The organism is Flavobacterium frigidum (genome assembly GCF_048286735.1).
Classification (GTDB): domain Bacteria; phylum Bacteroidota; class Bacteroidia; order Flavobacteriales; family Flavobacteriaceae; genus Flavobacterium.
This window is the reverse complement of sequence record NZ_JBLVPU010000002.1, coordinates 194,009-208,189: the sequence shown is the minus strand read 5'-3', so window position 1 is coordinate 208,189 and position 14,181 is coordinate 194,009. Positions and strand designations below refer to the sequence as shown.

The 14,181-nt window shown below is 34.9% G+C and carries 16 protein-coding genes; 9 read left to right on the top strand and 7 right to left on the bottom strand.

The window, feature by feature from the left end; all coding sequences use genetic code 11:
* Positions 1–54 precede the first annotated feature (54 nt).
* From ACNQGO_RS02475 to ACNQGO_RS02445, 7 genes are read left to right on the top strand one after another with little or no spacing between them, the layout of a single operon-like run.
* Positions 55–654 carry a peroxiredoxin-like family protein gene (locus ACNQGO_RS02475; RefSeq protein ID WP_417984047.1) on the top strand — a complete coding sequence of 200 codons (600 nt, stop codon included), beginning with the start codon at positions 55–57 and terminating at the stop codon, positions 652–654.
* A gap of 2 nt (positions 655–656) precedes the next feature.
* Positions 657–1,115: a YHS domain-containing (seleno)protein gene (locus ACNQGO_RS02470; RefSeq protein WP_417969062.1), complete on the top strand. Its 459-nt coding sequence runs from the start codon at positions 657–659 to the stop codon at positions 1,113–1,115.
* A gap of 10 nt (positions 1,116–1,125) precedes the next feature.
* Complete coding sequence (locus ACNQGO_RS02465; protein WP_417984046.1) at positions 1,126–1,506, top strand: DoxX family protein; 381 nt, start codon at positions 1,126–1,128, stop codon at positions 1,504–1,506.
* 9 nt (positions 1,507–1,515) lie between these two features.
* Positions 1,516–2,004, top strand: a complete 489-nt coding sequence (locus tag ACNQGO_RS02460) for a DinB family protein (RefSeq protein WP_417984045.1) — start codon at positions 1,516–1,518, stop codon at positions 2,002–2,004.
* Entirely contained in the window at positions 1,992–2,702 is a 711-nt protein-coding gene (locus ACNQGO_RS02455) for an NRDE family protein (protein ID WP_417984044.1), read from the top strand. Before ACNQGO_RS02460 ends, ACNQGO_RS02455 begins: the two co-directional genes overlap by 13 nt.
* A 10-nt stretch (positions 2,703–2,712) precedes the next feature.
* Positions 2,713–3,747 (top strand): D-alanine--D-alanine ligase, encoded by a 1,035-nt coding sequence (locus ACNQGO_RS02450; protein ID WP_417984043.1) that lies wholly within the window; start codon positions 2,713–2,715, stop codon positions 3,745–3,747.
* Positions 3,748–3,751: 4 nt separating this feature from the next.
* Positions 3,752–4,405, top strand: a complete 654-nt coding sequence (locus tag ACNQGO_RS02445) for a hypothetical protein (protein WP_417984042.1) — start codon at positions 3,752–3,754, stop codon at positions 4,403–4,405.
* Between the two features lie 205 nt (positions 4,406–4,610).
* Here the strand turns inward: ACNQGO_RS02445 and ACNQGO_RS02440 are convergent, their stop codons facing one another.
* Positions 4,611–5,180: a GNAT family acetyltransferase gene (locus ACNQGO_RS02440; protein WP_417984041.1), complete on the bottom strand. Its 570-nt coding sequence runs from the start codon at positions 5,178–5,180 to the stop codon at positions 4,611–4,613.
* 130 nt (positions 5,181–5,310) lie between these two features.
* Between ACNQGO_RS02440 and ACNQGO_RS02435 the strand changes: the two genes are divergently transcribed.
* Together ACNQGO_RS02435 and ACNQGO_RS02430 are read left to right on the top strand one after the other, a co-directional pair.
* The gene (locus tag ACNQGO_RS02435) at positions 5,311–5,988 is read left to right on the top strand and encodes an SDR family NAD(P)-dependent oxidoreductase (protein WP_417984040.1); all 678 of its coding nucleotides are present in this window, start codon (positions 5,311–5,313) and stop codon (positions 5,986–5,988) included.
* Positions 5,989–6,000: 12 nt separating this feature from the next.
* Complete coding sequence (locus tag ACNQGO_RS02430) at positions 6,001–6,603, top strand: SprT-like domain-containing protein (protein ID WP_417984039.1); 603 nt, start codon at positions 6,001–6,003, stop codon at positions 6,601–6,603.
* Positions 6,604–6,605: 2 nt separating this feature from the next.
* On the opposite strand, the gene ACNQGO_RS02425 is transcribed toward ACNQGO_RS02430, so the two are convergent.
* The 6 genes from ACNQGO_RS02425 to gcvP form a co-directional block, all read right to left on the bottom strand.
* Entirely contained in the window at positions 6,606–7,367 is a 762-nt protein-coding gene (locus ACNQGO_RS02425; protein WP_417984038.1) for an ABC transporter ATP-binding protein, read from the bottom strand.
* Positions 7,364–8,113 (bottom strand): MlaE family ABC transporter permease, encoded by a 750-nt coding sequence (locus ACNQGO_RS02420; protein WP_417943968.1) that lies wholly within the window; start codon positions 8,111–8,113, stop codon positions 7,364–7,366. The genes ACNQGO_RS02425 and ACNQGO_RS02420 overlap by 4 nt, the downstream gene beginning before the upstream one ends.
* A gap of 67 nt (positions 8,114–8,180) precedes the next feature.
* Positions 8,181–9,029 (bottom strand): glycosyltransferase family 2 protein, encoded by an 849-nt coding sequence (locus ACNQGO_RS02415; RefSeq protein ID WP_417984037.1) that lies wholly within the window; start codon positions 9,027–9,029, stop codon positions 8,181–8,183.
* 95 nt (positions 9,030–9,124) lie between these two features.
* Positions 9,125–9,649 carry a methyltransferase gene (locus ACNQGO_RS02410; protein ID WP_417984067.1) on the bottom strand — a complete coding sequence of 175 codons (525 nt, stop codon included), beginning with the start codon at positions 9,647–9,649 and terminating at the stop codon, positions 9,125–9,127.
* 290 nt (positions 9,650–9,939) lie between these two features.
* A complete protein-coding gene (locus ACNQGO_RS02405; RefSeq protein ID WP_417969072.1) occupies positions 9,940–10,998 on the bottom strand; it encodes a 3-oxoacyl-ACP synthase III family protein in 1,059 nt (352 codons plus the stop codon).
* 287 nt (positions 10,999–11,285) lie between these two features.
* Positions 11,286–14,135: an aminomethyl-transferring glycine dehydrogenase gene (gene gcvP, locus ACNQGO_RS02400; RefSeq protein WP_417984036.1), complete on the bottom strand. Its 2,850-nt coding sequence runs from the start codon at positions 14,133–14,135 to the stop codon at positions 11,286–11,288.
* Between the last annotated feature and the right edge of the window lie 46 nt (positions 14,136–14,181).

The window sequence follows — 14,181 nt, the reverse complement described above, 5'->3', positions numbered from 1 at the left end:
CGACAAATCATTTCGAAATAGCACTGTAGTTTTACAACTTCAAAATGTAACTCTATGAAAAAAATAATTTGTCTGGCATTAATGGCAATTGGATTCTCTGCTCATGCCCAAAATAATTTACCGAAACTAGCGACAGAAATCGCTCCGTTACTTATTGGTGAAAAAATCCCTAATGTCACTTTGAAATCTGTAGAAAATACAGATGTTGATTTAACGGAACTAATCAGTAAGAAAAAAACAGTTTTAGTTTTTTACCGTGGTGGTTGGTGCCCTTACTGTAATGCTCATTTAGCAGCTTTGGCTGAAGCCGAAAAAGAATTACTAGAATTGGGATATCAAATTATTGCAATAAGTCCTGATGCTCCAGCAAGCTTGAAGGTTACGAATGATAAAGAAAAACTAAATTATTTATTATTGTCAGACAGTACAGGCGAATTATCGAAATCCGTGGGTATTGCTTTTCAAGCTCCTGAAAATTATAAGGCTATAATTGTTAAAGGTTCTGATGGCGTGAATAATTCTTTTTTGCCCGTACCGGCAGTGTTTCTTTTAAATGTAAATACTGAAATTGAATTTGAACACATCGCACCAAATTTTAAAAATAGAATTTCAAATGATTTGTTGATTGCTGTTGCAAAATCTTTACATAAATAATCATGAAAAAGTTACTGTTTGTTGTATTTGTATTGTTTACACTTTCTGGCTTTGCGCAAAAGGACAGCAAACGAATGACTCATTTTAATCTAGAAAAAAATGTGGCTATTCAAGGATATGATCCCGTGGCTTATTTCAAACAAGGAAAAGCCCTTAAAGGCAGGAAAGAAATAATTGCAACGTATGAAGGCGTGGTTTATTATTTTTCGATGCCAGGTAATAAAGAATATTTCTTAAAGGATCCTTCAAAATTCGAGCCCCAGTATGGAGGTTGGTGTGCTTTTGCAATGGGCGATTCTAATGAAAAAGTGTCTGTAAATCCCGAAACTTATAAAATTATTAATGGGAAGTTGTATCTGTTTTACAATGCTTTCTTTAATAATACATTGAAAATTTGGAACAAAAATGAATCTGGATTGATGATGAAAGCCGATTCAAATTGGAATAAAATAGTTAAATAAAAAAGAAATCATGAAATCAGTTGTTTTTTCATGGATAATAAGACTCGTTGTGGCTGTGATTTTAGTACAAACGCTGTACTTCAAATTTACGGCTAGCGAAGAATCAGTATATATTTTTTCTGCTTTAGGTATTGAACCTTATGGTAGAATTGGTACAGGAATTGCGGAGTTGATTACGGCGATTTTGATTTTAATACCTAGAACCACGTTGTTTGGCGCCATAATGGGATGCGGCATCCTGGTTGGTGCGATTTTTGCTCATCTGTTTGTGCTTGGAATTGAAGTGAAAAATGATGGCGGGACGCTTTTTATTTTGGCGTTAATTGCTTTTCTTTGCTGTATTGCTTTAGTTTTTAAAGATAGAGCTAAAGTTATGAATTTACTGAATTAAAACTTAAATATGCTAATACCTTCTATTAATAATAGTTTAAATGAACTGATTGATTTGCTGAATCAATTGTCACAAAAAGAATATTCTAATTCTTGTACGGAACTGAGTAATGCAACTATTGGTGAGCATACTAGGCATATTATTGAGATGTTTCAATGTCTTGAAAATCAATATGATTTAGGTGTTGTTAATTATGACAAAAGAAAACGTAATATTGTGATTCAAACTGACACTGAATTTGCAATTCAAAATATAGTGTCAATTCAACAAAATTTAGAAAAAGAAAATAAAAATATCGAGTTGTTACAAATTATTGATGGCGAGGAAATTCGTATTGAAAGCAACTATTTTAGAGAGTTACTTTATAATTTAGAACATTGTATACATCATCAAGCGCTAATAAAGGTTGCAATATTACAATGTGAAACAGTGACAATTGATCCTAATTTTGGCGTAGCCAGATCTACCATAGAATATAGAAATCAATGTGCACAGTAAGTTTTGTACAATCGAATGATACTATTATCATTACTTCAAATCGGGACGAAAAAACACTAAGACCAAGTGCAATACCACCAAGAAGTTATACCGTAAATGGAAAAAATCTTATTTTTCCCAAAGATCCAAAAGCAGGAGGGACGTGGTTTGTTGCTAATGCTGACGGAGTAATTTTGGTACTTTTAAATGGTGCTGATGAAAAGCATGAAGTACAATTTCCGTATCGAAAAAGCCGTGGCTTGATTGTTTTAGAAATGATCAGCAGCGCATCTCCAAAGGATTTCTGGAATGAAATTGATTTGGAAAGCATAGAACCTTTTACTTTAGTTTTATTTCAAAACAACGCGCTTTTTCAATTGCGCTGGAACGGAAAAGAGAAAGAGACTGTTGCCTTGGATGTAAATGAAAATCATATTTGGTCTTCAGCGACATTATATCCAGCAGCAATTCGGGAAAAACGTGCAAGTTGGTTCCATACCTTTATGGATCAGAATTATGAAATTTCAGAGTCGAAAATGTATGATTTTCATCGCTATACCGAAGAAGGGAACGATGAAAATGGCTTAGTTATCAATAGAAATAACGAAATGAAAACCTTAAGTATCACTCAAGCCGTTATGAAGGAAAACAAAGTGAGTATCTTGCACTATGATTTGATTGCCCAACAAGATTTTTCGACTTCATTTATCACAGTTTAAAAAATACATTTTGAAACTATTTTTTCATAAAATTACTCACTGGGAATATTGGCCTTTCCAGATTGTATATATTCCTATTTATTTTTTGTGGTCCTATTATTCGATCAAAGCAAAGTCTATTTTTTTCTTTAATGCTTCTAATCCCACTATAAAAAATGGAGGTTTTATGATGGAGTCCAAAAAAGAAATCTATGATTTGATACCGCAACGGTATTATCCTAAAACGGAGTTAATACAGGAAGGAACTGCTCTGGAAGAAATTTTAAATACGATTCAAGGATCAAAAATAAAATACCCCTTGATAGCTAAACCAGATATTGGACTGCGAGGATCTGGAGTCAAAAAAATTAACACTGTTCAGGATTTAAAAGAATATGCTGAAAAAGCAAATTTCAATTATGTAGTGCAGGATTTAATTCCGTACAAGAATGAAGTTGGAATCTTTTATGTGCGGTATCCTCATGAAAAAGTAGGCAGAATTACAGGGATTGTTTCCAAAGAATTTCTGATTATTACTGGAAACGGATTTTCGACCGTAGAGGAATTAATCAAAGAAAATCCGCGATACGAAATGCAATTAAAGGTTTTGAAACAAGAATATGGTGCAAAGTTGTTTGAAATTCTCCCAAAAGGCGAACAATTAAATTTAGTGCCGTACGGGAATCATGCTCGAGGAGCAAAATTCATTGATGGAAGTCATTGGATAACTCCAAAATTGACGCAAACCATTAATGAAATGTGTTTGCAAATCCCAGGTTTTTATTTCGGCAGATTAGACGTCATGTACAATACTATCGAGGAATTAGAGCAAGGGATTAATTTTTCTATTGTTGAGCTAAATGGCGCTGCAAGTGAACCCACACATATTTATGACCCTAAACATTCACTGTTTTTTGCCTGGAAAGAACTCGCGCGTCACATTGCGTACATGTATGAAATAAGTGTGGCCAACCATAAAAATGGCGCTACTTATTTATCGCATAAGGATGGAATGAAAGAGTATAGAATGCACCTAGTGCAGAGCAATAAAATTGTAAATTTCTAAAATTATGAAAGCTATAAAAAACATTTTTATTGGTTTTTTAGTGAGCTTTATTGGTTCTATACCGTTAGGTTATTTAAATGTAATTGGTTTCGAAATATATGCAAAACTAGGATTAAGTAATTTGATTTTATTTTTATTGGGTGTTGTATTTGTAGAAATGTTTGTCATTTATTTCACGTTGATTTTCGCAAAACAATTGGTTAGCAACAAAAAATTAATGAAAATCATTGATTTTTTTGCTATTTTCTTTCTCTTTATAATAGGCTATTCTTTTTTCGCTAGCTCTAATCAAACAATGGCTGAAGAAGGAATTTTAGAAAAATATGCTTCCTATTCTCCGTTTTTAATCGGTTTTTTTTTAAGCGCAATTAATTTTTTACAAGTACCATTCTGGACTGGTTGGAATCTCTATTTGATGAATGGGAATTATATTTCGATTGAAGGTAAGTTGAAACTGTTTTATATTGTAGGGACTTTGATAGGTACATTTACAGGTATGCTAAGTTTAGTTTTGATTCTAAACGTCTTGTCTCAAAACACTACAAGCTTTTCTAAATATGTCATACCTGTCGTTATTCCTTTGTTTTTTGTAGCCTTAGGTCTGATTCAGATGGTTAAAGTGTATAAAAAATATTATCGAACTAAAACTATCGTATAAAAGTTTAGCTGTCCCTACTATAAAATACAAACCTCATTTATCTTAAAAAAAGTATTTGTATTTTTTTTCCTGATTTTTTTAGTTTTCTGCTATCATCGTAAATTATTCAAACGATAGTGAGAGTTGATAAAACTATTGAAGTTGCAAATAAAGTCACAGAAAAACTTGTTATCAACACTAGAAACCATTTTGCTTTAAATAGCCTTTAAGAAACGGCACTGTTCATTTCGTAAGCTAGGATAAAATAGGAATTATTATTGAATTGAAAGTCACTAATAATAGTCCACTTTAGTTTTTCGGTATGTGCTTTTGTCGAAGGGATATTGCTTTTATTAATAAAAGTCACAGCTAGCGAATATTTTTTGAGCATGTGTATTCTCATTAATTCAAAAAGTGGCTTTATCAATCCATTTCCGCGATATTCTTTATGAATGCAAATTGGTCCGTACTGAAAACTATTAGTCAGCGTAATGTTAAATTCTAGAAATTTTAATTCGGGAAGTACTGTACTCATGTAATCAAAAATGGGCCACTGCTTAAAAAAATCCCAACTTCCTGCAAAAATGTACCCAATGATTTTGTTGACGTCCTTGGCAACAAACAATTCTTGTTTTTGAATAACTTCATGCAGTTGTGGTATTGTAAATGGCGTGGTTACAAATCCAGCAGTTTTTTCGACCTCAGTTAGATTTGCAACAAGATATAATTCTTGCAAGGCCAATACCCCGTTAATGTCGTTGATTTGAGCAATTTCGAATGTTACGTTTTCTGTCATCTTGAAATAGTTTAGAGTATAATATCTAATTCAAAAATAGCGAAATTAACTTGATTTTTTTAATATTGAAGGTCCAATAATCTTGATGCGAAGCAGTACTTTTTATGTTGTTTTTGTTTATTTTTGTGTCATGAAAAATATTATTATTACTGGAACTAGTAGAGGAATTGGGTTTGAATTGGCGTTGCAGTTTGCGAAAGCTGGTCATCAAGTATTGGCCATTTCTAGAAACATTCCACAAGCTTTATTAAGTAATGAAAACATTAGCTGTCTTTCGGTAGATTTATCAAATGAATCGGAGTTGAATAAAGTAGATGAGTTTCTGGCTAAGTCCTGGAAACAAGTTGATGCAGTTATCCATAATGCGGGAAGTTTATTGTTGAAACCTTTTCTAGAAACCACTCAGGAGGATTTCGAAAGCATTTACAAAGTCAATGTTTTTGGAGTTGCTAATTTAACACGAGTTTGTTTGCCGTACTTGCAAAAAGGGAGTCATGTTGTGACTATAAGTTCTATGGGAGGCATTCAAGGAAGTTTAAAATTTGCTGGATTAGCAGCATATAGTTCGAGTAAAGGAGCTGTAATCACCTTGTCAGAATTATTAGCTGAGGAATACAAAGAGAGTGGCATTTCTTTTAATGTTTTGGCATTGGGTTCCGTGCAAACCGAAATGCTGGAAGAAGCTTTTCCAGGCTATCAAGCGCCTATATCAGCGAGTGAAATGGCAAATTATATTTATGATTTTACTTTAACTGGAAACAAATACTTTAATGGGAAAGTGTTGCAAGTTTCTTCAACAAATCCGTAATTCTGAATTATTTTGATCGAAACGCTTGCTAAATTTCTTCCTGATCACGCTGTCAAACCTGCATTTGAATTGATTGTGGCACATGGTGTTCATTTAAAAATTGTGAATGAACGCGCTACACGTCATGGCGATTATAGGAAAGGATTAAGTGGTAAACATGAAATAACAGTTAATGGGAGCTTAAATAAATATAGGTTCCTTATGACTCTTATTCATGAAATTGCGCATCTAGTAGCTTTTGAGAAATATGGTCGCAATATTAAGCCGCATGGTCATGAATGGAAACATACTTTTCAGCAATTGATGGTACCATACATTCGGCCAGAAATTTATCCTAATCATTTATTACCCTTGCTAGCAAGACATTTTAGAAATCCAAGTGCTACCAGCGATACCGATACAACTTTGGCATTGGCCCTGAAACAGTACGATAATCAAAATGATAAAAATTATGTTTTTGAAATTCCGTATGGAAGTGTTTTCCGAATTAAAAACGGAAAAATTTTCAAGAAAATAGCCGTAAGAACCAAACGTTTTGAATGTCTGGAAATGAGTTCTGGAAAAACCTATTTATTCAATCCTAATGCTGAGGTTGAGTTGTTGAAATCGAGTTAGCGTTACTCTTTCAAATACGCTTCTCGTACTTTTTTGAATAAATTGGAAGAATAAACAAAGGCTACAACGGCTTCATTATCGGTTCTGAAAATTTCTTCTTTGTTTCCTTCCCACGCTTTTAAGCCATCTTTTAAGAATAGAATTTTCTCTCCAATTTCCATCACAGAGTTCATATCATGTGTATTTATGACCGTTGTGATATTATATTCTTCGGTGATTTCTCTAATTAAATTATCAATTAATATTGCGGTATTTGGGTCTAAACCAGAGTTTGGTTCATCGCAAAATAAGTATTTTGGATTGTTTACAATCGCGCGTGCAATCGCAACCCTTTTTTGCATTCCTCCTGAAATTTCTGAAGGTAATTTTTTATGTGCATCTGTCAAATTGACTCTTTTTAATACGAAGTCAACACGTTCTTGAATTTTTGAATTGTTGTCTTTGGTAAACATTTTTAAAGGAAAACCCACGTTCTCAGCAACTGTCATGGAGTCAAACAAAGCACTTCCTTGAAATACCATGCCGATTTCAGTTCGTAAATCTCGTTTTTCATCTGGATTTAGCTCAGAGTAAACGCGCCCATCAAAACATATTTGTCCTGATTCCGGAGTATGTATTCCCAAAAGACTTTTTAGCAACACCGTTTTTCCAGATCCACTTTGTCCAATAATCAAATTTGTTTTGCCTGTTTCAAAAACAGTAGAAACTCCTTTCAGAATTTTAATGCCACCAAATGATTTTTCTATATTTTTTACTTCTATCATGATCCTAATAGCAATTGCGTTAATATATAATTGAAAAGTATGATGGTAACAGAGGTCCAAACAAAAGAGACGGTACTGGCACGACCTACTTCGAGTGCGCCACCTTTCATGTAGTAGCCATGAAATGAAGGTATGGTTGCTAGCAACATGGCAAAAATCAATGTTTTAAGAAAAGCATAAACGATATGAAAGGGAATAAAATCTAGTTGTGCTCCATTTATAAATTCTTCACTTGAGGTAAATCCACCATACACACCGGCCATCCAACCACCAAGTACACCTAGAAACATTGCGATTCCAATTAGGAACGGATACAACAATAGCGCTATTATTTTAGGAAACACAAGATAATTTAGAGAATTGACACCCATCACTTCTAGTGCATCAATTTGCTCTGTAACGCGCATTGTACCGATACTAGAGGTTATAAAAGAGCCCATTTTTCCGGCCATAATTACTGAAATGAAAGTAGGAGCAAATTCTAAGATCACGGATTGTCTTGTAGCAAAACCAATGAGGTATTTCGGAATTAATGGATTGGTCAAGTTTAGTGCAGTTTGTATCGCGACAACACCCCCAACAAAGAACGAAATGAAGGCTACAATACCTAGGGAACCAATCACCAAATCATCAATTTCTTTAAAAATTAGATTTCTCATAACGGACCATTTGGTCTGTTTGTTGAAAATTTCTTTTAGCATAAGGAAGTATCTTCCTATTTGCGTAATATATCGAATGAGCATCATAGTGTTGTGATTATGGGCTAATTTACAAAATTAGTTAGGAGTTAGGCTTCTTGTGTTATTAGTTTAGTTAGAAAATTTTTTCTTTCATTTTCTTCAGACGGTAATTTCGAATAAATTTAGCTTGTTTTTCAGTTACCAACAATGGAGTTCTGGCGGCTTTCGCTTTCCAAAAACCGTTGATGTAGTCTAAAAAAAGCAAAGGTTTTTTCTTCATTAGGGCTAATTTTGCCGAAGCAATAGCTGTGATTATAAATCCGTATCCCAAAGTGTAAAACGCTTCGCCTTGTTTGTAACGCGCGGTTTTGTTGTAATTTGCTCCTGTAGGTTTCAAGTGCTTTACTTGCAAAGTAGCATCAGTGACCACTTTCCAATTATAGAATTTACAGAGTAGTTCGTCAACGGTATCCCAGCCCATTTGAGCTTTTAAGCCACCTATTTGTTGGAATGTTTCTTTTCGGTATGCTTTTAAGGCGCCGCGAATGTGATCTTTGTCGGTTAAGTTTTCAAGAATCCACTCGCTATTTTTTTCGATATAACAAAATCCACCTGCCATACCAATGCGAACATCTGATTGAAAATGCTTGTTGATAGTTTCCAGATAATTTAGGGGAAAAATTAAATCGGCATCTGCCTTCATGATTACATCATAGTTTGCATCTACTGATTCAAGTCCTGTGTTAAAAGCTTGAATAACTTTGCTTCCTGGCAAATGTATGGCGCTTGATTTTTTTTCAACTAAAGTGATAAAAGGATGATTTTTGGCATAAGCCAAAACTATTTCGGCTGTTTTATCTGTAGAATTATCATTGACAATCACCACTTTTTTAGGCAAAAGCGTCTGAGATATTAAAGAATCCAAAGTTAATGCAATAAATTGCTCTTCATTATGAGCGGGTATAACTATGTAATAATCCATTAGTTGTATATTTTGCTTGTAAGCCTTAACGAGTATTGTGAAAGTTTAAAACTTTGGTAAAGCTATCTTTGTTATTTCAGAGCTAAAAGGAAGTTCTATGAAATTCTTTCTGCGTAAACGATATAATACCTTGGTGTGAAATAGCGTAGTAAGGGTCTAAAACCAATTTTTTTTACAGGATGTGTAAATTTTTCCCGAGCGGTAATTTTCCATCCGGTTTTTTCTAATAGCCAATCCAATTGCCAATCTTCAAATTCGTGGTAATGCCGATCCCACATATCTGTTTTACTGCGATAAGCTGGAGAGAACCACAAACGCAGCGGAATAGAAATAAGTAATTTGTCGCACTTTACATTTTCTAAAATAGTATAAGGATTTAGTAAATGTTCAAAAATTTCAAAAGCGGTAAATACGGTGTAGCTTTCTGTTTGAAGTGCAGTTTGATTATTGTCTAAATCTTCGCCGTTTGTATTCTTTACCACATAGCCATTATCTTCCATTATTTTTGAAAATGGATTTGGAACTCCTAAATCAAATAGTATTTCAGATGTAGGAATGTGTTTTTTTAAAAAGTCTAAAGTATGTTTGAATCTTTTATTAGGAAATGTTTTTTCGTACATAATTACTGCTAGTAATGGAGCAATCTCTTGCTCACTTTCGGGGTTATTTTTATAGAGACAACAATGATGTTTTCCTCCATTTGCGCCCACAAAGATAGTAATAAATGTGTTTTTGAAGATAGTTTTTTAGCCCGGATAGCAGCGAAAATCCCGGAAGTAAAAAACATAGTTTTTTAAGGCGCAAAAAGCGACTAAAAGAAGCTTTCTTGCGCCTTAAAAAAACAAGTTTTGTAGTGAGGAATTGCAGTGAATAGCCGGATTAGCTCCTGATAATACCCTGCTGCAGCTTATTAATATCTGTAAACGAATGCGTTGATGTTCATTCCGGCGCCAACGGAAGCAAAGAGCAAAATATCTCCTTTTTTGATGGACTGATTTTCTATTTCGCCCCGAATTAGCAAGTCAAAAAGGGTAGGAACCGTTGCTACACTGCTATTTCCTAGTTCGTGGATGCTCATGGGCATAATGTCTTTAGGAACTGATCTGTTGTATAATTTGTAAAAACGGTGTATGATTGCCTCATCCATTTTTTCATTTGCTTGGTGGATCAGGATTTTTTTCACGTCGTCAATACCAATTCCGCTGGCATCTAAGCAACTTTTCATAGCTGCAGGAACTTGGCTCAAGGCAAACTCATATATTTTTCGGCCGTACATTTTGATGTAACGGGTGTCTGGATCTAAATCTGAATTATAGGATTTTCCAAAAAACAAATAGTGTGCTTCGTCGATAGCGTAAGTTGCACTTTCATAGGATAACATTCCAGTTTCATCCTCTGAAGCTTCGATGATGGAAGCACCGGCACCATCGGAGTAGATCATGGAATCTCTATCATGTGCATCGACTACTCTAGAAAGTGTTTCGGACCCAATTACCAAGCATCGTTTTGCCATTCCTGATTTGATGAAAGCATTGGCTTGAAGTACACCTTCAATCCAACCCGGACAACCAAAAAGAATATCGTATGCGACACATTTTGGGTTTTTAATTTGTAATTTATTTTTGACGCGTGTAGCTAAACTCGGAATCATATCCGATTGAGTAGTACCGTATTTTACATCGCCAAAATTATGGGCAAAGATGATGTAGTCAATAGTTTCTGGATCGATTGCTGCATTTTCTATTGCTTTTTCAGCTGCAAAAAACGCCAAGTCTGATGACATTAAATGGTCTTCAGCATAGCGTCTGTGTTCGATTCCAGTAATGCTTTTAAATTTTTTAATTACGACTTCGTTAGGATAGCCAAAAGCTGTTCCATCTTCATTTAAAAAAACATGTTCGCCAAAGTCAGTATTGCTTACTTTTTTCTTAGGAATATAGCTTCCTATTCCAGCTATTTTTATTTTCATTGCGTTAATTTTCCAAATTTGAGGCTAATTTAATCAATATTAAATTATAACACTCACAAAATTTACTATGCGTGCATATAATTATGAAATATTAATTTATTGGCAATATTATTGATAATTTTATTATGTTTTTCTACTATTGCTGTGATATTTATTTTCTTTAACGATCAATAACTAAAATAAGTATTTTGAGGAGCTTTACAGATTTTATAATAGGTCTAAATTTTTATATAAAAAAATGCCTCGAAATTTTTCGAGGCATTTTTGTCTTATAATTGGGATCAAAACTAACTTTCCATATAGGCCTCAATTGGCGCACAGGAACAAACTAAGTTTCTGTCACCATATGCTTCATCTGCTCTACGAACGGTAGGCCAAAATTTATTTTCAGAGACATATTCTAGTGGGAATGCTGCTTTTTCGCGGGTGTATGGAAAAACCCAGTCATTAGCGGTAACCATCATTAAAGTATGCGGCGCATTTTTTAATACGTTATTTGGATTTTCGATAGTTGCGGATTCAATTTCTTTTCGGATTGCAATCATGGCGTCACAAAAACGATCCAATTCTTCTAAGTTTTCACTTTCAGTAGGTTCGATCATTAAGGTTCCTGCAACCGGGAAAGAAACCGTTGGAGCATGGAAACCGTAATCCATTAATCGTTTTGCAATATCAGTTACTTCAATTCCTTTTTCTTTAAACGGACGACACTCTAAAATCATTTCGTGTGCTGCGCGACCCATTTCTCCAGAATATAACGTATCGTAGTGACCGTTTAATTTCTCTTTGATATAGTTGGCATTCAGAATGGCATATTCAGTTGATTGTTTCAAACCTTCGGCGCCAAGCATACAGATGTAACCGTATGAAATCAAGCAAACTAGTGCAGAACCCCAAGGTGCTGCAGAAATCGCTGTAATGGCTTGATTGCCGCCAGTTGGGATTAATGGATTTGTGGGTAAAAATGGAACCAACTGTGGTGCTACACAAATAGGGCCTACACCTGGTCCACCACCTCCGTGCGGAATAGCAAATGTTTTATGCAAGTTTAGATGGCAAACATCAGCGCCAATTGTAGCAGGATTTGTCAATCCAACTTGGGCATTCATATTGGCACCATCCATATAAACCTGTCCACCGTTATCGTGAATTAATTGTGTGATTTCTTTGATAGCACTTTCAAAAACACCGTGAGTAGACGGATAGGTTACCATCAAGCAAGAAAGATTGTCTTTGTGTAAAAGTGCTTTTTCACGTAAATCGTCAATATCGATATTACCGTTTTCTAATGTTTTTGTAACTACTACTTTCATTCCAGCCATAGCAGCTGACGCAGGATTTGTTCCGTGTGCAGACGATGGAATTAAGGCGATGTTTCGGTGGTGATCTCCGCGTGAAAGGTGGTATGCTCGAATTACCATTAATCCAGCATATTCTCCTTGCGCACCTGAATTTGGTTGCAAAGTAGTTCCAGCAAAACCAGTAATTATATTTAATTGTTGTTCTAATTTAGTCAACATTTCTTGGTACCCTTGAGCTTGATCTAAAGGTGCAAATGGGTGAATGTTGTTCCATTGAGCGGTGCTTAGTGGTAACATCTCTGAAGCAGCATTCAATTTCATAGTACAAGAACCTAGAGAAATCATAGAGTGATTCAATGCTAGATCTTTTCTCTCTAGCATTTTGATGTAACGCATTAATGCGGTTTCCGAATGGTATTTATTGAAAACATCGTGTTGCAAGAACGTTGATGTTCGAAGTATATTTTCTGGAAAATGATTCGTTGTAGATAAACTTTCAATAGCTGTTGCCTTAGTCCCTTTTGCATCAGCAAAAACAGTAAGTATCTTGTTTAGGTCGGTAATACTTGTAGTTTCATTTATGGAAATTGAAACAGTGTTTTCATCGATGTAGTAAAAATTAATTTCATTTTCTTCTGCGATTACCTTTACTTTTTTGGAATCTGCTTTTATTACTATCGTGTCAAAGTAAGCTGTATTGGTTTGTTCGTAACCCAATTGTGTCAACGCATTTGCTAATGTTGCTGTAGAGGCATGCACTTTATTAGCGATATATTGTAAGCCTTTAGGACCATGATATACAGAATACATTCCTGCCATAACAGACAATAATACCTGAGCGGTACAGATATTTGAAGTTGCTTTATCACGTTTTATGTGTTGCTCACGAGTTTGCAACGCCATACGCAAGGCGCGGTTTCCATCTGTGTCTACAGTAACACCAATGATTCTTCCCGGCATACTTCTTTTATACTCTTCTTTAGTGGCGAAAAAAGCGGCGTGTGGACCACCATATCCGAGAGGAATACCAAAACGTTGTGTAGTTCCAAGAACAACTGCTGCACCCATTTCTCCTGGAGGAGTTAGTTTTACCAAACTCAAAATATCAGCAGCAACTGCTACTTTGATTTCGTTTTCAGCAGCTTTAGCTATAAATGCTGCGTAGTCATGAACTTGTCCAAATTTCCCAGGATATTGAAGTATCGCTCCAAAATATTCTGATGAAAAATCAAATGATTCATGATTTCCAACTACTAGTTCAACTCCAATTGGTGTGGAACGTGTTTGCAAAACAGATAAAGTTTGTGGCAATATTTCTTCGGAAACGAAGAATTTATTGGTGTTGTTTTTCTTTTGATCGCGAGTTCTTACATCAAAAAGTAATGCCATTGCTTCAGCAGCAGCGGTACTTTCATCCAGTAAGGAGGCATTTGCAATTTCCATTCCGGTCAATTCAATAACCATCGTTTGGAAATTTAATATTGCTTCTAAGCGGCCTTGAGCAATTTCGGCTTGGTACGGTGTATAGGCGGTGTACCATCCCGGGTTTTCAAAAATATTTCTTTGAATTACTGCTGGAATAATCGCTGCATTGTATCCTAAACCAATGTAAGATTGGAAAACTTTATTTTTATTCCCCAGTTTTTGAATGTGATTTGCAAATTCATACTCAGTCATAGCTGGTTCCAAATCCAAATCAGATTTTAATCGAATATCACTTGGAATCGTTTCGTCAATTAATTGATCCAGCGTAGCTGCGCCAATTGTCTTTAACATGTGTGCTACATCATCTTCTCTTGGGCCAATGTGTCTTAATGCAAATGCGTCTGTTTTCATTGTATATAAAATGGGTTGTGTGTTTCTTATTTTTAAAGGCTGTAAA